We start from the raw sequence: 19150 nt of genomic DNA, 5'->3' as shown, positions 1-19150 counted from the left end.
CAAAGAGTCCAACAGGTCGGGCGAGTTGAGAAGTCCAGCGACACCACCTGTGAGCCACTCCACATCACTCACCCGTATGGACCTCGATCGGCCGTGGCACACTGGCTCTGTACCTTAAAGCAGCGCACTCCGGGGTCGGTGAAAGTCCGAACCGGCGGTTACAGTCCGCGACCCGGTCACTTCCAGTGACCGGTTGACCAGGTGAAATTCCTGGACCGACGGTTAAAGTCCGGATGGGAGGCAGTGCGCGGCGGGCGGGCATTCGTGCGCGTCGCCGTATCTACTCGTCCATGTGGGCGGGTCTGTCCGGCGTCGCCCCCAGTGCTCCTGCTCGTTCATTCTGTCGTCATCGACAGCCCCGGAGTCCGTGCCCCGATGTGGCAGGAGGACCCGGGAAGTGTTCACCGGAATCGTCGAAGAGCTGGGCGAGATCACCGCCGTCGAGAACCTCGGCGATGCGTGTCGCTTCCGCCTGCGAGGCCCCGTCGTCACCGAGGGCGCGAAGCACGGTGACTCGATCGCGGTCAACGGCGTCTGCCTCACCGTCGTCGAGCACGAGGGCGACGAGTTCACCGCGGACGTCATGGCCGAGACCCTCGACCGCTCCAGCCTCGGCGCCCTCGCCGTGGGCTCCCGCGTCAACCTCGAACGCCCCACCGCCGTGGGCGCCCGTCTCGGCGGCCACATCGTGCAGGGCCATGTCGACGGCACCGGCCAGGTCCTGGAGCGCAAACCGTCCGAGAACTGGGAGATCGTCAAGGTCTCCCTCCCCGCGGACCTCTCGCGCTACGTCGTGGAGAAGGGCTCCATCACCGTCGACGGCATCAGCCTCACCGTCGTCGACGCCGGACCCGACTACTTCACCGTCAGCCTCATCCCGACCACCCTCGACCTGACCACGCTCGGCCACAAGCAGCCCGGCGACCCGGTCAACCTCGAGGTCGACGTCGTCGCCAAGTACGTCGAGCGGCTGCTCGCGAGCACCCAGGGAGCAGGCCGGTGAACTGGCTGAACTCCGAGGCGTTCACCGCCTTCGACCAGCACATCCTCTGGTCGGACATGATCGGCAACATCACCGGCCTGGCCGCCCTCGCCCTCGGCTGGCGGCGCTCCATCTGGAGCTGGCCCGTGCAGTTCCTGGCCGGCCTCATCCTCTTCGGCGCGTTCTACGGCCATCTCACCGGCAGCGCGGGCAAGCAGGCGATCGTCATGGTCGTCGCCCTGTACGGCTGGTGGCAGTGGAACCGGGACAAGGGCCGCGGCGGCCACATCGCCCCGCGCTTCGCCACCTGGACCGAGCGCGCGGTGATGGCCGGCGCGGCCGCCGCCGGCACCGTCGCGGTCGCCCTGCTCTTCAAGGCGTACCCGAGTCTGTCCTGGGACCCTTGGCCCGACGCCTACATCTTCGTCGGCACCGTCGTCGCCATGTACGCCCAGGCGCGCGGCATGGTCGAGTTCTGGTTCGCCTGGCTCCTGGTCGACCTGGTCGGCGTCCCCCTCAACTTCGCCAACGGCTACGCCTTCTCCGGCTTCGTCTACGTCATCTACGGCGCGCTCGTCCTGTGGGGCATGCGCGACTGGTGGCTGCGCTCCCGCCAGGGCACGCGGCCCGCTCTGGAAGGAGCGCCGGCATGAGCACGGCACCGATCCTGTACAGCACCGACGGCGTGGAGGACCTCACGCTCGACCCGATCGAGCAGGCCATCGCCGACATCGCCGCCGGCCGCCCGATCGTCGTGGTCGACGACGAGGACCGGGAGAACGAGGGCGACCTCGTCATCGCCGCCGAGAAGGCGACCCCCGAGATCGTCGCCTTCATGATGAGCGAGTGCCGTGGCCTGATCTGCGCCCCCATGGAGGGCGAGGAACTGGAGCGGCTCGAACTGCCGCAGATGGTCGCGGACAACACCGAGTCGATGAAGACGGCGTTCACCGTCTCCGTGGACGCCTCCGCCGCCCACGGTGTGAGCACCGGCATCTCGGCCGCCGACCGCGCGACCACGCTCCGGCTGCTGGCGGGCGGCGACGCCGAGCCCACCGACTTCGTGCGCCCCGGCCACGTCTTCCCGCTCCGCGCCAAGGCCGGCGGGGTCCTCACGCGCAACGGCCACACCGAGGCCGCCGTCGACCTCGCCCGGCTGGCGGGCCTGCGCCCGGCCGGCGCCATCGTCGAGATCGCCGGCGAGGACGGCCGTATGCTGCGGCTGCCCGAGCTGATCCCGTTCGCCCGCAAGCACGGCCTGACGATCATCTCCATCGAGGACCTGATCGCCTACCGCCGGACCGCCGAGCCCACCGTCCGCCGCGAGGCCGAGGTCCACCTGCCCACCTCCCACGGCGAGTTCACGGCGTACGGCTACCGCTCCACCGTCGACGGCGTCGAGCACGTCGCCCTCGTCCACGGCGAGATCGGCGACGGCGAGGACGTCCTGGTGCGCGTCCACTCCGAGTGCCTGACCGGCGACATCTTCGGCTCCGCGCGCTGCGACTGCGGACCCCAGCTGGACGCCTCCCTGGCCCGCATACAGGACGAGGGCAGGGGAGTGGTGGTCTATCTGCGCGGTCATGAGGGGCGCGGCATCGGACTGGTCTCCAAGCTGCGCGCGTACGAGCTCCAGGAGCGCGGCCGCGACACCCTCGATGCCAACCTGGAACTCGGCCTGCCCGCCGACGCCCGGGACTACGGTGCGGGCGCCCAGATCCTCGAGGACCTGGGTGTGCGCAGTGTGCGCCTGATGACCAACAACCCCGACAAGTCCGACGCCCTTCTGCGCCACGGCCTCAAGGTCAACGGACGGGAGCCGATGCCGGTGCAGGCGGGCGAGCACAACCTCACCTACCTGCGTACCAAGCGGGACCGGATGGGACACGACCTGCCCTGGCTGGACACGGCCGCGACGGCGTCGATGTCCACCTGCAGCAACCAGTAACGAGGAGATCAGAGAACGTGAGCGGCAAGGGTGCACCGGAGCTGTCCGTACGCAACGTGGGCGACCTGCGGGTCGCCGTCATCGCGGCGCAGTGGCACGAGAAGGTGATGGACGGTCTGGTGGACGGCGCCCTGCGCGCCCTGCACGACCTGGGGATCGACGAGCCGACCCTGCTCCGGGTCCCCGGCAGTTGGGAGCTCCCGGTCGTCGCCAAGGTCCTCGCGGGCCGCGGCTACGACGCGATCGTCGCCCTCGGCGTCGTGATCCGCGGCGGCACCCCCCACTTCGAGTACGTGTGCCAGGGCGTGACCCAGGGCCTCACCCAGGTCTCCGTCGACACCGGTGTCCCCATCGGTATGGGCGTGCTGACCTGCGACACCGAGGAGCAGGCCCTGGACCGGGCGGGCATCGAGGGCTCCAACGAGGACAAGGGGCACGAGGCGGTGACGGCCGCGGTGGCGACCGCGGCCACCCTCCGCTCAGTATCTGAACCGTGGCGCTGACGGAACCCGGGTGTGGCATAGGCTGAGCGTCACCATGTCCAATAAGACGTTCGAGGAGCTCTTCTCCGAGCTCCAGCAGAAGGCCGCCACCGGCGACCCCGCCACTTCCCGCACCGCAGAGCTGGTCGGCAAGGGCGTCCATGCCATCGGCAAGAAGGTCGTCGAAGAGGCCGCAGAGGTCTGGATGGCCGCCGAGTACGAGGGCAAGGAGGCGGCCGCCGAGGAGATCTCGCAGCTGCTGTACCACGTCCAGGTGATGATGGTCGCCCGCGGCATCTCCCTGGACGACGTCTACGCCCACCTGTGAATCCGTCAGTTCCGCACCCACCCCGTCACGCGAAGGAAGCCGACCTCATGCTGCGCATCGCCGTCCCCAACAAGGGTTCCCTGTCTGGCCCTGCGGCGGAGATGCTGCATGAGGCCGGCTACCAGCAGCGCCGGGAGTCCAAGGAGCTGCGGATCGTCGACCCGGTGAACGAGGTCGAGTTCTTCTACCTCCGCCCCCGCGACATCGCGATCTACGTCTCCTCCGGCCGCCTCGACATCGGTATCACCGGCCGTGACCTGCTGATCGACTCCGGCGCCAAGGCCGAGGAGATCCTCCCGCTCGGCTTCGCCCGCTCCACGTTCCGCTTCGCCGCCAAGCCGGGCACGGCCCAGGGCGTCGAGGACCTCAAGGGCAAGACGGTCGCCACCTCCTACGAGGGCATCGTCGAGGGCCACCTCGCCGACAGCGGCGTCGACGCCTCCGTCGTCCACCTCGACGGCGCCGTCGAGACCGCCATCGAACTCGGTGTCGCCGAGGTCATCGCGGACGTCGTCGAGACCGGCACCTCGCTGCGCAACGCGGGCCTGGAGGTCTTCGGCGAGCCGATCATGAAGTCCGAGGCGGTCGTGATCCGCCGCGTGGACGCCGACACCTCCGCGGAGAACGAGCCCAAGGTCCAGCAGTTCCTGCGCCGCCTCCAGGGCGTCCTCGTGGCCCGGACGTACGTGATGATGGACTACGACTGCCGGGTCGAGCAGCTCGAGAAGGCCGTGGCGCTGACGCCGGGCCTGGAGTCCCCGACCGTCTCCCCGCTGCACAACGAGGGCTGGGTCGCCGTCCGTGCGATGGTCCCGGCCAAGGAAGCGCAGCGGATCATGGACGACCTGTACGACATCGGCGCCCGGGCGATCCTGACGACGTCCATCCACGCCTGCCGTCTCTGAGGGGCCGCGCAGCCATGTCCGACGTTCCCACCCTCCCCGTCACCTTCCGGCCGGGCCGCACCCGGGCCGTCCTGCTCACCGCCGCCGTCGCGCTCTTCGTGGTCATCACGGCGATCGCGCTGCTGCTGGAGAAGCTCGGCCCGGGCGAGCGCCTGAGCTTCGTCTTCACCGCCGCGCTCCTGGCCGGTGTGCTGGCCCTGCTCGCCCGGGTGAAGGTGGTCGCCGACGAGTCCGGTGTCACCGTCGTGAACATCGCCGGCAAGCGGCATCTCGACTGGGCCGAGATCGTCCAGGTCAATCTCCGGCCGGGCGACCCCTGGGTGTTCCTCAACCTCACCGACGGCACCAGCCTGCCCGCCCTCGGCATCCAGCCCGGTATCGCCAAGCAGCAGGCCATCGCCGACGCCCGCGCACTGCGGTCGCTCGTCGAGTCCCGCGGCCCGGGGGATCTGCCGTAGAGGGCCATGTCTTGATTAATCTGTTGGCGGAGGCGTTTTCGTGGCGCCTCCGCCGCTGAGGTTCCCCCCGGTCCTCAGAGGCCCACTGCTAACCGAGGAGTGATTCCCTCCAGCGATGGACGGATCGTCCTGTAGTACCTGCGCCGCCCCCTCCCGGCATACCGAGGCGGCGGCATGACCATCCCCCTGCTGCTCCTGGCGGCTGCCTTCCTGCTGATTCTCGCCAACGGCTTCTTCGTGGCCGCCGAGTTCGGCCTGGTGACGGTCGAGCGACCGGACGCCGAGAAGGCCGCGGCCGAGGGCGACAAGCGAGCCCGTACGGTCGTCGAGTCGCTCAAGGAGCTCTCCTTCCAGCTCTCCGGCACCCAACTCGGCATCACCATCACCTCCCTCGTCGTCGGCATGCTCGCCGAACCGGCGCTCGCGGAGCTGCTGCACGGTCCGTTCACCGCGATCGGTGTCCCCGAGGGGGCCGTCTCCGGTGTCACCGTGGTCGTCGGCATGCTGCTGGCCTCCGCCGTGCAGATGGTGATCGGCGAACTCGTGCCCAAGAACTGGGCGGTGTCCAAGCCCTTGCAGGTCGCGCGTTTCGTGGCCGGCCCGCAGCACGCCTTCGCGCGTCTGTTCCGCCCGGTCATCGCCGCGCTGAACGCCGTCGCCAACCGTCTGGTCCGCGCCCTGGGCGTCGAGCCCACCGAGGAGCTGGCCTCCGCCCGCACCCCCGGCGAGCTCGTCTCCCTGGCCCGGCACTCGGCGCGGGCCGGCGCCCTGGAACAGGACACGGCCGACCTCTTCGTACGGACCCTGTCGCTGGCCGAGCTGACCGCGCAGCACGTGATGACCCCGCGCGTGAAGGTCAGTTCGCTCCAGGTGTCCGCGACCGCCGAGGACGTGGTCAACCTGACCCGCGCCACCGGCCTGTCCCGCTTCCCCGTCTACCGGGAGAAGATCGACGAGATCGTCGGCATGGTGCACCTCAAGGACGCGCTGGCCGTCGCGGCCCACGACCGGCTGCGCACCCCGGTCGCCAGGATCGCCCGCCCGGCCCTGCTCGTGCCGGAGACCCTTCCGGTCCAGCCGCTGCTGGCCCGGCTGCGCAGTGAGCAGCCCATCGCCGTCGTCGTCGACGAGTACGGCGGCACGGCCGGTGTGGTCACCCTGGAGGACATCGTCGAGGAGATCGTCGGCGAGGTCCGCGACGAGCACGACGGTCTGGACGTCCCCGAACTCGCCGCCGCCCCGGCGGAGGAGGGCAAGCCTGCCTGGGACGCCGACGGCAGCTGCCGTGTCGACATCCTTCAGCGCATAGGCCTCGACGTGCCCGAAGGACCGTACGAGACGGTCGCCGGGCTCGTCGCCGACCTGCTCGGCCGGATCCCGGCCGTGGGCGACCGGGCCGAACTTCCCGGCTGGCGGCTCTCGGTACGCCAGGTCGGGCACTACCGCGCCGAGCGCGTACGACTGGTCAGAACGGCCCCCGCGGTTGTGGAGGCCGCCCGATGAGCGTGCTCCAACTCCTGTTCGCCGCCCTGCTCGTGCTCGCCAACGGCTTCTTCGTCGGCGCCGAGTTCGCCCTCGTGTCGGTCCGGCGCAGCCAGATCGAGCCGCTCGGCACGGCCCGGGCCCGTCAGGTGCTGTACGGCCTGGAGCGGCTGCCGCAGATGATGGCCGCGGCCCAGTTCGGCATCACCGTCTGCTCGCTGACGCTGGGCGCGGTCGCCGAGCCGACCGTCGCCGAGTTGCTGGAGCCGGTCTTCGAGGGGATCCACATGCCGCACGGCATGATCCACCCGCTCGGCTATGTCATCGCCCTGGCCGCGGTGGTCTTCTTCCACCTCGTCATCGGCGAGATGGTCCCGAAGAACCTCGCGATGGCGGCCCCGGAGAAGGCCGCGCTGTGGCTGAGCCCCGGTCTGGTCGCCTTCGCCCGCGTCTGCCGGCCGATCACCATCGCCCTCGGCGCCTGCGCCCAGGGCATCCTGCGCCTCTTCCGTGTCGAGCCCAAGGACGAGGTCGAGGCGGTCTTCACCAGCGAGCAGCTCAACCGGCTCGTGGAGGACGCGGGCCAGGCGGGCCTCCTGGACCCCGAGGAGCAGGAACGCCTCGAGGACGCCCTGGAACTGGGCTCCCGCCCGGTCACGGACGTCCTGCTGAAGCGCGAGTCACTGGTGACGGTGGGGCCCTCGGTCACACCCGGCCAGGTCGTGGAGCTCACGGCCCGCACCGGCTACTCCCGCTTCCCGGTCGTGGCCGACAACGGCGCCTTCATGGGCTACCTGCATGTGAAGGACGTACTGGACCTGGAGGAGTCGGAGCGGGCGGTGCCCCAGCACCTCTGGCGCAAGATGACGACCCTGCGGTCCGAGCTCCCCCTGGACGACGCCCTGACGGTCATGCGCCGAGCGGCGACGCACCTGGCCCAGGTCACGGACGCGTCGGGCCGGGTCCTGGGCCTGGCGGCGCTGGAGGACGTACTGGAACTCCTGGTGGGCGAGGTGACGGACCCGGCCCACCGGGAGACACCGCCGCAGCCGAGGATGGCCGAGCAGAAGGAAGCGGTGGCGAGCTGACGCAGGCCGCACCCCGCGCCCCCTTAGGGGCGCGGGGAACTGCGCGAGCAACCACGAATTACTCGCACCCGCCGACGAACCGGGAGCTCCCGAGCTCGTAGGCGCCCCTCACATCGCTGACGGGTCCTGCGGCCCACGCCCGGACAGCACTTCCCCGTACGCCTGCATCAGATCCGGCAGCCGCAGTGTCGACAAGTCGTCCCGCGTCAGCATCCCGGGATACGTCGACAACCGCAGATCCCGGTACGCGCAGCTCTTCTCGTACAGCGTCCGCAGGAACCGCCCGTTACCCAGCTCGTCGATCCACCCCTGGTCCACCACGTGCCCGGCGATCGACCGCAGCTCGTCGAGGGCCTCCTCGTCCCACACGTCACCGTTCTCATGGGCCAGCACCTCGCCGATGGAGGTGAGTTCGAGGGGGCGGTACGAGGGGAAGTCCACCCGGGTCGTGAAGCGGGACGACAGCCCGGGGTTGGCGGCCAGCAGCCGGTCCATGCCCTCGGGATAGCCGGCGAGGATCACCACGAGGTGGTCCCGGTTGTCCTCCGCCCGCTTCAGCAGCACCTGGAGCGCCTCGTCGCCGTACGCGTCGCCCTTGCCGTAACCGGAGTTGGAGAGCGAGTACGCCTCGTCCACGAAGAGCACCCCGCCGATCGCGGAGTCGATGAGCTCGTTGGCCTTCACGGCGGTCTGTCCGAGGTACTCACCGACGAGGTCGGCGCGCTGGGCCTCCACGAGGTGGTCGCCGCCGAGCAGCCCGAGGGCGTAGAAGACGCGGCCCAGGATGCGGGCGACCGTGGTCTTGCCGGTGCCCGAGGGGCCGGAGAAGACGAAGTGCCGCTTGGGCGGCTGGACCGGCAGACCCTGCCCGGCGCGCAGCCGCGCCATGTTCAGCTGGGCCGACAATGCCTTGACCTGGCGTTTCACGGGTTCCAGGCCCACCATGCGCTCGAGTTCGGTGAGCGCCTCCTCCAGTAAGACGGGGTCGGTGGGGCCGGCGGGCAGCGCCTGGGTCGGGATGAGCTTCTCGCGCACCGAGGGGTCGGTCACCGAGGGCAGCGGGCCGGCGGGCGGCAGGTCGGGGTCGGAGAACTTGAGGTCACGTCCGTCGGTGCCGCCGAAGAGCGGGTCGAGGCCGTCCGGTCCCTCCAGGACGTCCTGGGCGCCGGAGAGGGCGATCGAGGCGAGGTCCGCCGCGGCGTCGTCGTAGCCGTCGCCCTCGGCGATCGCGGCGAGCCGGGCCGAGGTGTCCATGAACGCCGGGTCGACGCGGTGCACGGCACGGTAGAGGGGGAGGGCGGCGGCGGAGCGGCCGGTGCCCTCGTGCGCGCGGGCGAGCCAGTAGCGCAGCTCCTTGCGCTGGGGCTGTTCGCTGCGACAGCGCATCAGGGCCGCCGAGAGAAGCGGCTCGGCCTGTCCGAACATCTCCAGGCGCACCCGGGCCATGCCGCCGAACAGACCCGCCTCGATGCCCAGCAGGGAATCGTCGATCAGCGGGTCGGTGTGCCGGACGAGCTGGTCCCAGTCCTTGACCAGATAGGCGCGGCAGGCGTGCAGGAAGCGCACCTGGGCGTCGGTGTCCACGGGCGGCAGGCTCGCGAGGGCCCGGTCCAGCTCGGGGACATGGCGTCCGTCCAGCCAGTGCGAGGCGTGCGCGAGCAGCAGGTCGCGCGGGCTCTCCAGCACGGGCTGCACCCACCAGCCCAGCCAGTACCAGGAGTTGAGGGTGCGACGATGCCGGGCCCGCTGTTCCCCGAAGCGCTCCCGGTGCCGGAACATCCGCAGCAGCGCGGTCGTCGTGTCGACGCGCAACGCGTGCAGCCCGAGCCAGCCGTCGGCCATTCCCGGGTCCATCCGCACCGCGGCGCGGAACTCCTCCTCCGCCTGCGGATAGGCGCCCATGGTGTAGGCATCCACACCTCGCAGCCAGGCGAGGTCGGCCGGGGCCTGCGGGCCCTGCGTGCCGAAGTCCATCACGTCCCCCACAAACCGTGCCCCCGTTGGTGAGTCACCGGGCCGTCGCCCGCCGACCGCCTTGATCGAACCGCCTTGCTGCGGACCGGAGTTGCAACGGTGCGCAGAGCTGCCCGTCCGTAGGTCGCACCGAGGGCATCGTACCTTCGGGGGTGCGGCCCGCCGAAGGGTGCCGCACAGGCCGTTTGGCGAGGTGGGAGCAGACGGGGCGCACACGGAATGGTGACCGAGGGTGAGCGAATAACGGCTCGCAGCGCCCGGAAAAGGAGTTGAGGGCAGAACGAAGCCCCCGATCACGGGGGAACAACCGGGGGCTTCGCGTCTGAGGGCGGCTGCTGAAGGCCGCACATTCAGAACGTAAGTCCTGTACGGCCCCCCGGTCAAGCCGAGTTGAAGCACTCCGGGAAGTTCGGAAGCAAGGGTCTTCACAAGTTCAGCACACAGCGGATGGTCCGTCACCCAGAGTGATTTTATGGTCCGGTCCAACCGTCCCGGAAGGTCCCGGGAGCACCTCGTACCCCTTCTTTCCCTGCCGAACCAGAAGGTCGGCAGAGGGGCGCGAGGGGTCCTTGGCGAAGTGTTCGGCCTCGGCCCGGACCCACCCGGCCCAGAACTCCCGCTGCTCCTCCCCGTCCCGCGACCTGCCACGCGTCCAGGACTCCTCGCGGGGCAGCTCCATCCACAGCAGCCGCGCCAGATGCGGGCGCAACACGCGGCGCCCCGCTCCGACGCCCTCGACGAGGACCACGGGCGCCGCCGGGAGTGCGCGGGGCGGGCCGAAGCGGCGGGTGTGCCAGTCGTAGGGGGTGTAGTGCGCGGTCCCGCCGTGGCCGAGCGGCTCGATCACCTGGGTCAGCAGCCGGCCGGTCCAGTCGAACAGCTCGTCGTGGCTCGCGATGTCGTCCAGGTGCAGCACCGGCGCGCCGCCCAGCGCGGCCGCCAGCCGTCCGGCGAACGTGGACTTTCCGGAGCCGGCGTGGCCGTCGACGGCGATCAGGCGGACCGGGCCGCAGGACGGCGGGAGGCCGCGGAGATGGTCGGCGAGGGCGTGCATGGCCGGGTCCTGGAGCTTTCACGAGTCCGACGGGGAGCGGTCAGCACTCTAGTGGCGGTGCGGGGGTACGCCGTCGCAGGTCATGCCAGTGGTCCAGTCCCATATTCGTGGGCGTGGCATGGCCCGAAGTGCTGGCAGGACCGTGCGGCTTTGGCCATAGTTGGCGCACAACCGTGCAGTGGACCTGCCCAGACTCGGACCACTTGGGGGTCATTCCGCCCATGAGCAGAGCCGAACAGCCGTCCCGCAGAACCGTCCTGGCCGCCGCGGTCGCCGCAGCGGTGGCCGGCGCGGCGAGCCCGGCGGCCGCCGCCGACGGCACGACCGACGCAGCGGACACCGACCGGGCGCAACCCCGCCTCGTCGACAACCGTTTCTGGATCACGTACGCCGACTGGCGCGGCGGCAGCGCGAAGGGCGCCCGTGCCGTCGCCGGTCCCCGGCCGGGGGTGGTGATCGGCGCCGCCGCGGGCAGCGTCGACTACACGGACCCGCACACCGGGAAGACGGCTGCCTGGGAGTACGCCACCTGGACGTCCCCCGTCCACCGGCTCGCCGTCCCCGCCACCGAGGCGATCGCGTCCTGGAACGCGCACACCCCGGACGGCACCTGGCTCCAGGTCGAGCTGAAGGGGACCTACTCCGACGGCACGGACACCCCCTGGTACGTCATGGGCCGCTGGGCCGCCGGCGACCAGGACATCCGGCGGACCTCGGTCGACGACCAGACCGACGACAAGAGCAGCATCTGGACGGACACCTTCGCCGTCGACGACCCGGCGACGGGCCTGCGCCTCACCTCGTACCGGCTGCGGCTGACCCTCTACCGCAAGCCGGGCACCAGGAAGACCCCCACCGTGTGGCGGCTCGGCGCGATGGGCTCCGACATCCCGGACCGCTTCACCGTCCCGGCCTCCACGCCCGGCCTCGCCCAGGAGCTGACCGTCCCGCGCTACTCGCAGGAGATCCACGCCGGTCAGTACCCGGAGTACGACAACGGCGGCGAGGCCTGGTGCAGCCCCACCTCCTCGCAGATGATCATCGAGTACTGGGGCGGCCGGCTCACCCCGGAGCAGCTCGCCTGGGTCGATCCGACCTATGCCGATCCGCAGGTGTGCCACGCGGCCCGGTACACGTTCGACTACCAGTACGCGGGCTGCGGGAACTGGCCGTTCAACGCTGCGTACGCGGCGACGTTCAAGGATCTCCAGGGCGTGGTCACCCGGCTCGGCTCCCTCGCCGACCTGGAGACGCTGATCGCGGCCGGCATCCCGGCCATAACATCCCAGTCCTTCCTCAAGGAGGAGCTGACGGGCGCGGGTTACGGCACCTCCGGCCATCTGATGACCGTGATCGGCTTCACCGCCGACGGCGACGTGATCGCCAACGACCCCGCCTCACCCACTGACGACGCCGTGCGACGGGTCTACAAGCGGCGTGAGTGGGAGAACATCTGGCTGCGCACCAAGCGGTACAACGCCAGCGGCAAGGTCGTCTCCGGCACGGGTGGTGTCTGCTACCTCTACTTCCCGGCGAAGCCGACCGCACGGCAGTGCAAGGCCCTCGCGGCGGTGGGCGTGCGCTGAGTCACGCGCCGAGCGGATCGAGGCCCCGGGAAACCGGGGCCTTTCCGCTGTGACCGACGTCTCTGCCGCAAAAGCCCTGGTCGGTGGCAAGGTGGACACATGACTGCGAACTCAGCCACCGCCACCCGTGTCCGCACCGGCGGACCGAAGGAAGACGGCCCGAAGGTCCTCGAGCACGTCATGGGCTGGACCCTCGTCGTGGTGGTCGCGATGCTCGTGACCCAGCTCGGTCTGCTGTGACCTGATCCATAGTTGACCTGACATACTGCGGGTGTCCCGCCCCGTTGAGACCAGGGTCGAAATTGAATATCAGCCAGCAGCGTGACGGCGCTCGTCCCAAGGCGCGCGGAACTGATCGTTCGGTCGCACGCCGAGCCGAGCTCATCGCGATCGGGCGGAGGTTGTTCGCCGACACGTCCTACGACGCGCTCTCGATGGACGACATCGCCCGTCAGGCGCATGTCGCCAAAGGGCTGATCTACTACTACTTCCAGTCCAAGCGCGGCTACTACCTGGCCATCATCCAGGACTCCGTCGCCGACCTGGTCACCTTCGCGGCGAGCGGCCTCCAACTGCCCCAGGTGGACCGGGTCCAGCGCACGATCGACAGCTATCTGCGCTTCGCCGAGCACAACCAGGCCGCGTACCGCACCGTCGTCAGCGGGGGAGTCGGCTTCGACGCCGAGGTGCACGCCATCCGGGACAGTGTGCGTGAGGCGATCGTCGCGACCATCGCCGACGGGGCGTACGGCCGTACCGACATCTCACCGCTGGCCCGCATGGGCCTGTTCGCCTGGGTCTGCAGTGTCGAGGGCGCCACGCTCGACTGGATCGACCGCCCGGCCCAGCTCACCCGGGACACCATGCGCGAGCTCCTGGTGAAGACGCTCGGCGCCACCATGCGCGCGATCGAGGAGCTGGACCCCGACTACCCGGCCCCCGCCCCGGCGCGCCGGGACACCTGAGGCCGGACGACGGAGAGGGGCGGAGGGCTCGTGGTCCCCCCGCCCCAAGTCCCGCTCGGGCCCGACTAGTTGATCGCCTTGATCAGCTCACCGCCCGTGGTGTCCCCGCTCAGCTCCCAGAAGAACGTGCCGCCCAGCCCCTGCTGGTTCTTGTACGTCATCTTCGTGGCGATGGTCGACGGGGTGTCGTAACTCCACCAGTTGTTCCCGCACTTGGCGTACGCCGTGCCACCCACCGTGCCGGTCGCCGGGCACTTCGCCTTGAGCACCTTGTAGTCCTCGAAGCCCGCCTCGTACGTCCCCGCAGCCGGGCCGGTCGCCGTGCCGCCCGGTGCCGACTGGGTGACGCCGGTCCAGCCGCGCCCGTAGAAGCCGAGGCCGAGCAGCAGCTTCGAGGCCGGGATGCCGAGGCCCTTGAGCTTCGCGATGGTCGCCGACGTGTGGTAGCCCGCCTGCGGGATGCCGCTGTACGAGGTGAGTGCCGAGTGGGGGGCCGTCGGCCCGGTCGCCGCCCAGGCGCCGAAGTAGTCGTAGGTCATCGGGTTGTACCAGTTGACGTACTGCGCCGCGCCCGCGTAGTCCGCCGCGTCGATCTTGCCGCCCGGGGTGGCGTCGGCCGTGATCGCCGCGGTGACCAGGTTGCCGGAGCCGAACTTGGCCCGCAGCGCCGACATCAGGTTCTTGAAGGCCGCCCGGCCGCTGGTGTCGCAGGTGTTGCCACAGGCGTTCGGGTACTCCCAGTCGATGTCGATGCCGTCGAAGACATCGGCCCACTTGGAGTTCTCGACCAGGTCGTAGCAGGACTGCGCGAACGCGGCCGGGTTCTTCGCGGCCTCGCCGAAGCCGCTCGACCAGGTCCAGCCGCCGAAGGACCAGATGACCTTCAGGCCCGGGTGCTTCTTCTTCAGCTCGCGCAGCTGGTTGAAGTTGCCGCGCAGCGGCTGGTCCCAGGTGTCGGCGACACCGTCCACGGACTCGGCGGCGGTGTAGGTCCGTTCGGTGGCCGCGTAGGAGTCGCCCATCGCGCACTTGCCGCCGGTGACGTTGCCGAAGGCGTAGTTGATGTGCGTGAGCCTCGCCGCGGAGCCGGAGGTCTCGATGTTCTTGACGTAGTACTTGCGGTCGTAGGTGCCCCATTCGGTGAAGTAGCCGACGACCTTGGAGCCGGCCTTCACCGCGGGCTTCGCCGCGGGTTCGGCCGTCGCGGTGCCCGCGCCGGCGAGCAGTCCGGCGCCGAGGACCGCGCAACACGCGGCGGACACAAGCGCCCGGAACCGGGTGCGGGGACGAGGGGAGTCGTGCATCGAGTGTCTCCTCGTGGGGGGTGAGGGAACGTGTGTCGATTGGCATGGACGCGGTAAAGCGTTGGTTCGGAACAGTAGGAGGACTAGACCAGTCCGTCAATGGTTCGGACCAATTTCGAGGACGCCTGGATTCCGGGTAGGTTTCCTGAAGTAAGCGGTCGTTAACTGGTGACTCGATGGCTCCGATCGGGCATACTCACAGCGCAGACCCGCTGGTCAACAGCTTCCGAGACCCGAAAGTGCGACCATCGGCCAAGCCCTCAGCAAGACCCGGCGGAGCCGCCCCCATCCAAAGGCGCACGCCGATGTGCCCTACACAGGGAGGAGAGCGTCCCCATGCCCGACCGCGCCCCGCAGCCGGTGGATCGTCAACTGCCCACGGACGAGGCCCGGGAGCTGATCTCACTCGTCCGCGACATCGCGCAGCAGGAGATCGCCCCGAAGGCGGCCGAGGAGGAGGACGCCGGACGCTTCCCGCGTGAGGTGTTCACCCTGCTCTCGCGGTCCGGACTCCTCGGACTGCCCTATGACTCGGAGTACGGCGGCGGCGACCAGCCCTACGAGGTCTACCTCCAGGTCCTCGAGGAACTCGCCGCGGCCCGCCTGACCGTCGGCCTCGGCGTCAGCGTGCACACGCTCGCCTCCTACGCACTCGCCGCCTACGGCACCAAGGAGCAGCGGGCCGAGCATCTGCCCGCGATGCTCGGCGGCGGACTCCTCGGCGCGTACTGCCTCTCCGAGGCCTCCTCCGGCTCGGACGCCGCGAGTCTGCGCACCAAGGCCGTGCGGGACGGTGACCACTGGGTCATCACGGGTACCAAGGCCTGGATCACGCACGGCGGTATCGCCGACTTCTACACCGTCATGGCGCGCACCGGCGAGGAGGGTGCCCGCGGGATCACCGCCTTCCTCGTGCCCGGTGACGCCGAGGGGCTGAGCGGGGCGGCGCCGGAGAAGAAGATGGGCATGAAGGGCTCGCCCACCGCCCAGGTCCACCTCGACGGCGTCCGCGTCCCCGACGACCGGCGCATCGGCGAGGAGGGTCAGGGCTTCGCGATCGCCCTGGCCGCGCTCGACTCCGGGCGGCTCGGCATCGCGGCCTGCGCGATCGGCGTGGCGCAGGCGGCACTGGACCACGCGGTGGCGTACGCGACCGAGCGACGGCAGTTCGGCAAGCCGATCGCCGACTTCCAGGGACTGCGCTTCATGCTCGCCGACATGGCGACCCAGATCGAGGCGGGCCGCGCGCTGTACCTGGCGGCGGCGCGGCTGCGGGACGCCGGCCGGCCCTTCGCCAAGCAGGCCGCGATGGCCAAGCTGCACTGCACCGACACCGCGATGAAGGTCGCCGTCGACGCCGTGCAGGTCCTCGGCGGATACGGCTACACCGCGGACTTCCCGGTCGAGCGCTACATGCGCGAGGCCAAGGTCCTCCAGATCGTCGAGGGCACCAATCAGATCCAGCGGATGGTCATCGCCCGTCACCTAGCGGGTCCGGAGACCCGCTGAACTGACCCGGCCTGACCTGCGGCGCCGCGAGCCGGACCCACTCCGGGTCGTGGCGCCCGGGCAGGGTCCGGCCCCGGTCGGCCCAGGTGCGCATCAGATCCCGGTAGATGGGCGGGTCCTGCGGCGGCGGAACCGATTCTGCGGGCGGCGGCACGAACACCCGGCGTTGACGCCCGGTCGCTGTATATGTGGGGGTCATACCAGGGCAACGCGGTGGCGGCCGGACAGGTCACCCGCCGACGGAATCGACCGTGAGTTCGCGGACGTCGTGCGACACGTATCTGGTCACCTACGGCGGTCTGACGTACCGTCAGCCCAGCCGCCTCCAGGGAGGTCCGCCGTGGCCGACGACCGTCCCGTACCGCTCGACGAGTACCCGGTGCACCAGGTGCCGCTCTCCATGAAGCACGTGGCGACGGGGGACCGCAACGCCTACGACCGGTGCATCTTCCACGTCCTCGATCACGAGGGGCGGGCGCTGCTGATCGTGGGGCTCGGGGTGTACCCGAACCTGGGGGTGATCGACGCCTACGCGACGCTGCGGGTGGGGGACACCCTGCATGCGGTGCGGGCCTCGGACGCCCTCGGGGAGGACCGGATGCGGCTCGTGGTGGGGCCGCTGAGGATCGAGGTCGAGCAGCCGCTGCACCGGCTGCGCCTCGTCTGCGACGACGACTCGTTGTCGTACGACCTGACCTGGACCGCCGCCTTCCCCGCACTGTGGGAACCCCACCATGTGCAGCGCCGGGGCGGTCGGCTCACCCTGGAAGGGCGCCGCTTCGTCCAGGCGGGCGGCGTGACGGGCGCTGTGCGCGCCGGAGGCGAGGAGTTCCACGTCACCGCCACGGAGTGGACCGGCACCCGCGACCGCAGCTGGGGCGTGCGCCCCGTTCCCGGCGAGGAAGGCGGCCGCCTCGCCGAGGAGCACCCCACCGAGGGCTTCCACTGGCTCTGGTGCCCCGTCCGCTTCGCGGACCGCTTCCTGATGGTGATCGTCCAGGAGGACGCCGACGGCTACCGCCTCCTCAACGACGCCACCCTCGTCCGCCCCGGCCACCCCGACCGCCAACTCGGCTGGCCCCAGCCCGAGATCACCTACCGCTCCGGCACCCGCCACCCCGAACGCGCCCTCGTCCACCTCGGCGACGTACGCAAACCGCAGGAGCTGGAGGTCGAGATCCTCACCTCCTCCCCGCTGGCGATCGGCGCCGGCTACCCGCCCGCCGACGACTGGCAGCACGGCACCTGGCGCGGCCACGGCTGGACCGACCGGCGCACCTACGACCTCACGCTGCCACACACCCTGGCCGCGTACGGGGTCACCGACCATGCCGCCCGCTTCCGCCTCGACGGCCGGACCGGCCACGGCATCTTCGAGCACGGCTCGTTCGGGCGGCACGACCCGAGCGGATTCACCGGCTTCGACTCGGTTGCACCGTAAGCCGGGTGCACCACAAGGGGGTTGACCACATGACGACGGCACCTCGCCCGCGCACCAGCACCCGCGACCCGGAGGACATCGCCCGCCGCCTCACCGCCTGGCTCGGCACCCGCCTGCCCGGCGCCAAGGCCGTGGGCGTCACCGTCCCCGCGTCCAACGGCATGTCCAGCGAGACCCTGCTCTTCGACATCGAGCACCCCGAACCCCCGCTGCGCGCCTGCGCGTTGCGGCTCGCGGCGGACCCGGCGGCCTACACGGTCTTCCCGGTGTACGACATGGTCCGCCAGTACCGCACCATGCGCGTCGTGGGGGAGCACTCGGACCTGCCCGTGCCGAAGGTGCTGTGGCTGGAGGAGGACCCGGGCCCGCTCGGTGCGCCGTTCTTCGTCATGGAGCGTGTCGAGGGGCGGGTGCCGCCGGACGTCATGCCCTACACGTACGAGGGCAACTGGCTGCACACGGCGAGCGACGCGGAGCGCGAGCGCCTGGAGGCGTCCTCGGTGGGCCTGTTGGCCCGGCTCCACGACCAAGTGCCCCTGCCGGAGGCCCAGTTCCTCGAGCTGCCCGGCGAGGGTGACGCGCTGCGCCGTCACGTCGCCGCCCAACGCGCCTACTACGAATGGGTGGTTGACGGCCTCGCCCGCTCACCGCTCATCGAGGACGCCTTCGACCGGCTGGAGCACCTCTGGCCCGCCGATCCGGGCCCGACTGTCCTCAACTGGGGTGACGCGCGCATCGGGAACGTCGTCTACGACGGATTCGAACCCGCGGCCGTCCTCGACTGGGAGATGGCGGCACTCGCCCCGCGCGAGGTGGACCTCGGCTGGACGATCTACCTGCACCGCTTCTTCCAGGACCTGACGGTCGGCTTCGGACAGCGCGGCCTGCCGGACTTCTTCCGCCGCGACCGCGTCGAGGCGCGCTACGCCCGACTGACCGGCCACACGCCCCGGGACATGGACTTCCACACGCTGTACGCCGCCCTGCGGCACGCCGTCGTCATGTTGCGTGTCGCCTATCGGCAGGTGCACTTCGGCGAAGCCGTCGTCCCGGCGGACCCGGACACACTGATCCTGCACCACGGCAGCCTGCGAGCCATGGTGCAGGGCAGCTACTGGGATTGAGCGACGCGGTGTCCGCCACCGGGGTGCGCTCAGGCGGCGTGGCGCCGCATCACGGGGACCCTCATGGGGCGCGAGCCCGGTCCGCCGACGTGCGAGAAGGGCTGGGTCCTCCAGTCGAGGCCCTGAGGGAGCGTCAACAGCAGGGCGGTGTCCTGCTCCTGGGGCTCCAGGTCCTCGTCCGCGGCACGCGCGTCGGAGGCGCGGCGGCCGGTGCCGGCGCAGACCGTGAGCCCGAACGGGTTCCAGGGCGACGCGCACAGCGCATGCTCCGGCAGGACCTCCTCGTCCGCCAGCAGCGCGATGGGCTGCGCACAGTCCGGGCAGACCACCCGGAACATCTCGAAGGTGTCGTACGCGTCGAGTTCGTCGTCGAGGGCGTCGGGTTCGACGCCCTCCGGCTCGGGCTCGACTACCGCCTGGAGTCGCTTGGGTGCGGTACGACCAGGGCGCTTAAGACTCTGCATTGGGTTCTCCCCCTCGGGCTGGGCCGTGAACGGCACTGCGGCCTCGACCACAGCAA

General features: G+C 70.4%; 19 protein-coding genes and 1 riboswitch. Of the genes, 15 read left to right on the top strand and 4 right to left on the bottom strand.

Annotated features, from left to right (window positions below):
- The first annotated feature begins 120 nt into the window (after positions 1 to 120).
- A riboswitch (FMN riboswitch) is annotated at positions 121 to 251 on the top strand.
- Between the two features lie 146 nt (positions 252 to 397).
- The 9 genes from ACIOHP_RS18010 to ACIOHP_RS17970 all read left to right on the top strand — a co-directional run bounded on the left by ACIOHP_RS18010 (position 398) and on the right by ACIOHP_RS17970 (position 7673).
- The gene (locus ACIOHP_RS18010) at positions 398 to 1003 is read left to right on the top strand and encodes a riboflavin synthase (RefSeq protein ID WP_307033367.1); all 606 of its coding nucleotides are present in this window, start codon (positions 398 to 400) and stop codon (positions 1001 to 1003) included.
- Complete coding sequence (locus tag ACIOHP_RS18005; protein ID WP_401888490.1) at positions 1000 to 1635, top strand: nicotinamide riboside transporter PnuC; 636 nt, start codon at positions 1000 to 1002, stop codon at positions 1633 to 1635. The genes ACIOHP_RS18010 and ACIOHP_RS18005 overlap by 4 nt, the downstream gene beginning before the upstream one ends.
- On the top strand, positions 1632 to 2930 hold the full coding sequence (locus ACIOHP_RS18000) for a bifunctional 3,4-dihydroxy-2-butanone-4-phosphate synthase/GTP cyclohydrolase II (RefSeq protein ID WP_401888487.1): 1299 nt from the start codon (positions 1632 to 1634) through the stop codon (positions 2928 to 2930). The genes ACIOHP_RS18005 and ACIOHP_RS18000 overlap by 4 nt, the downstream gene beginning before the upstream one ends.
- A gap of 17 nt (positions 2931 to 2947) precedes the next feature.
- Entirely contained in the window at positions 2948 to 3433 is a 486-nt protein-coding gene (gene ribH, locus ACIOHP_RS17995; RefSeq protein WP_086764975.1) for a 6,7-dimethyl-8-ribityllumazine synthase, read from the top strand.
- A gap of 34 nt (positions 3434 to 3467) precedes the next feature.
- A complete protein-coding gene (locus ACIOHP_RS17990) occupies positions 3468 to 3740 on the top strand; it encodes a phosphoribosyl-ATP diphosphatase (RefSeq protein WP_307033373.1) in 273 nt (90 codons plus the stop codon).
- Between the two features lie 47 nt (positions 3741 to 3787).
- Positions 3788 to 4645, top strand: a complete 858-nt coding sequence (hisG, locus tag ACIOHP_RS17985; RefSeq protein WP_361555533.1) for an ATP phosphoribosyltransferase — start codon at positions 3788 to 3790, stop codon at positions 4643 to 4645.
- Positions 4646 to 4659: 14 nt separating this feature from the next.
- Positions 4660 to 5103, top strand: a complete 444-nt coding sequence (locus ACIOHP_RS17980) for a PH domain-containing protein (protein WP_361555530.1) — start codon at positions 4660 to 4662, stop codon at positions 5101 to 5103.
- 174 nt (positions 5104 to 5277) lie between these two features.
- Complete coding sequence (locus ACIOHP_RS17975; RefSeq protein WP_361555527.1) at positions 5278 to 6606, top strand: hemolysin family protein; 1329 nt, start codon at positions 5278 to 5280, stop codon at positions 6604 to 6606.
- Entirely contained in the window at positions 6603 to 7673 is a 1071-nt protein-coding gene (locus ACIOHP_RS17970) for a hemolysin family protein (RefSeq protein WP_401888481.1), read from the top strand. Before ACIOHP_RS17975 ends, ACIOHP_RS17970 begins: the two co-directional genes overlap by 4 nt.
- 108 nt (positions 7674 to 7781) lie before the next feature.
- On the opposite strand, the gene ACIOHP_RS17965 is transcribed toward ACIOHP_RS17970, so the two are convergent.
- Positions 7782 to 9647: an AAA family ATPase gene (locus ACIOHP_RS17965; protein ID WP_361555521.1), complete on the bottom strand. Its 1866-nt coding sequence runs from the start codon at positions 9645 to 9647 to the stop codon at positions 7782 to 7784.
- A 433-nt stretch (positions 9648 to 10080) separates the two neighbouring features.
- A complete protein-coding gene (locus ACIOHP_RS17960) occupies positions 10081 to 10701 on the bottom strand; it encodes a uridine kinase (protein ID WP_401888478.1) in 621 nt (206 codons plus the stop codon).
- Positions 10702 to 10922: 221 nt separating this feature from the next.
- Here ACIOHP_RS17960 and ACIOHP_RS17955 point away from each other — a divergent pair, with 221 nt between their 5' ends.
- The 3 genes from ACIOHP_RS17955 to ACIOHP_RS17945 all read left to right on the top strand — a co-directional run bounded on the left by ACIOHP_RS17955 (position 10923) and on the right by ACIOHP_RS17945 (position 13252).
- Positions 10923 to 12287 carry a peptidase C39 family protein gene (locus tag ACIOHP_RS17955; protein WP_401888475.1) on the top strand — a complete coding sequence of 455 codons (1365 nt, stop codon included), beginning with the start codon at positions 10923 to 10925 and terminating at the stop codon, positions 12285 to 12287.
- A gap of 99 nt (positions 12288 to 12386) precedes the next feature.
- A complete protein-coding gene (locus ACIOHP_RS17950) occupies positions 12387 to 12527 on the top strand; it encodes an SCO1431 family membrane protein (RefSeq protein ID WP_361531405.1) in 141 nt (46 codons plus the stop codon).
- A gap of 62 nt (positions 12528 to 12589) precedes the next feature.
- Positions 12590 to 13252, top strand: coding sequence for a helix-turn-helix domain-containing protein (locus ACIOHP_RS17945; RefSeq protein ID WP_327715845.1), 663 nt, complete (start codon positions 12590 to 12592; stop codon positions 13250 to 13252).
- A 65-nt stretch (positions 13253 to 13317) separates the two neighbouring features.
- Here ACIOHP_RS17945 and ACIOHP_RS17940 read toward each other — a convergent pair whose 3' ends face one another.
- Positions 13318 to 14556: a glycoside hydrolase family 18 protein gene (locus tag ACIOHP_RS17940; RefSeq protein WP_401888472.1), complete on the bottom strand. Its 1239-nt coding sequence runs from the start codon at positions 14554 to 14556 to the stop codon at positions 13318 to 13320.
- 336 nt (positions 14557 to 14892) lie between these two features.
- On the opposite strand from ACIOHP_RS17940, the gene ACIOHP_RS17935 reads away from it, so the two are divergent.
- The 3 genes from ACIOHP_RS17935 (at position 14893) to ACIOHP_RS17925 (ending at position 18630) form a co-directional block, all read left to right on the top strand.
- Positions 14893 to 16065 (top strand): acyl-CoA dehydrogenase family protein, encoded by a 1173-nt coding sequence (locus tag ACIOHP_RS17935; protein WP_361555509.1) that lies wholly within the window; start codon positions 14893 to 14895, stop codon positions 16063 to 16065.
- A 340-nt stretch (positions 16066 to 16405) separates the two neighbouring features.
- Positions 16406 to 17506 (top strand): hypothetical protein, encoded by a 1101-nt coding sequence (locus ACIOHP_RS17930; protein ID WP_401888470.1) that lies wholly within the window; start codon positions 16406 to 16408, stop codon positions 17504 to 17506.
- A 29-nt stretch (positions 17507 to 17535) separates the two neighbouring features.
- Positions 17536 to 18630 carry a phosphotransferase family protein gene (locus ACIOHP_RS17925; RefSeq protein WP_401888467.1) on the top strand — a complete coding sequence of 365 codons (1095 nt, stop codon included), beginning with the start codon at positions 17536 to 17538 and terminating at the stop codon, positions 18628 to 18630.
- Positions 18631 to 18659: 29 nt separating this feature from the next.
- Here the strand turns inward: ACIOHP_RS17925 and ACIOHP_RS17920 are convergent, their stop codons facing one another.
- The gene (locus tag ACIOHP_RS17920) at positions 18660 to 19094 is read right to left on the bottom strand and encodes a hypothetical protein (RefSeq protein ID WP_361487425.1); all 435 of its coding nucleotides are present in this window, start codon (positions 19092 to 19094) and stop codon (positions 18660 to 18662) included.
- Positions 19095 to 19150: the final 56 nt, after the last annotated feature.

This window comes from Streptomyces sp. NPDC087859, from assembly GCF_044742595.1.
GTDB lineage: Bacteria > Actinomycetota > Actinomycetes > Streptomycetales > Streptomycetaceae > Streptomyces > Streptomyces canus_F.
The sequence above is the reverse complement of the archived record's forward strand: the minus strand, read 5'-3'. Positions and strand labels throughout refer to the sequence as shown.

Coding starts and splice junctions, on each gene's coding strand:
- ACIOHP_RS18000 (WP_401888487.1), top strand. CDS start 1,632: ATGAGCACGGCACCGATCCTGTACAGCACCGACGGCGTGGAGGACCTC.
- ACIOHP_RS17990 (WP_307033373.1), top strand. CDS start 3,468: ATGTCCAATAAGACGTTCGAGGAGCTCTTCTCCGAGCTCCAGCAGAAG.
- hisG (WP_361555533.1), top strand. CDS start 3,788: ATGCTGCGCATCGCCGTCCCCAACAAGGGTTCCCTGTCTGGCCCTGCG.
- ACIOHP_RS17980 (WP_361555530.1), top strand. CDS start 4,660: ATGTCCGACGTTCCCACCCTCCCCGTCACCTTCCGGCCGGGCCGCACC.
- ACIOHP_RS17975 (WP_361555527.1), top strand. CDS start 5,278: ATGACCATCCCCCTGCTGCTCCTGGCGGCTGCCTTCCTGCTGATTCTC.
- ACIOHP_RS17970 (WP_401888481.1), top strand. CDS start 6,603: ATGAGCGTGCTCCAACTCCTGTTCGCCGCCCTGCTCGTGCTCGCCAAC.
- ACIOHP_RS17965 (WP_361555521.1), bottom strand. CDS start 9,647: ATGGACTTCGGCACGCAGGGCCCGCAGGCCCCGGCCGACCTCGCCTGG.
- ACIOHP_RS17960 (WP_401888478.1), bottom strand. CDS start 10,701: ATGCACGCCCTCGCCGACCATCTCCGCGGCCTCCCGCCGTCCTGCGGC.
- ACIOHP_RS17955 (WP_401888475.1), top strand. CDS start 10,923: ATGAGCAGAGCCGAACAGCCGTCCCGCAGAACCGTCCTGGCCGCCGCG.
- ACIOHP_RS17950 (WP_361531405.1), top strand. CDS start 12,387: ATGACTGCGAACTCAGCCACCGCCACCCGTGTCCGCACCGGCGGACCG.
- ACIOHP_RS17940 (WP_401888472.1), bottom strand. CDS start 14,556: ATGCACGACTCCCCTCGTCCCCGCACCCGGTTCCGGGCGCTTGTGTCC.
- ACIOHP_RS17935 (WP_361555509.1), top strand. CDS start 14,893: ATGCCCGACCGCGCCCCGCAGCCGGTGGATCGTCAACTGCCCACGGAC.
- ACIOHP_RS17925 (WP_401888467.1), top strand. CDS start 17,536: ATGACGACGGCACCTCGCCCGCGCACCAGCACCCGCGACCCGGAGGAC.
- ACIOHP_RS17920 (WP_361487425.1), bottom strand. CDS start 19,094: ATGCAGAGTCTTAAGCGCCCTGGTCGTACCGCACCCAAGCGACTCCAG.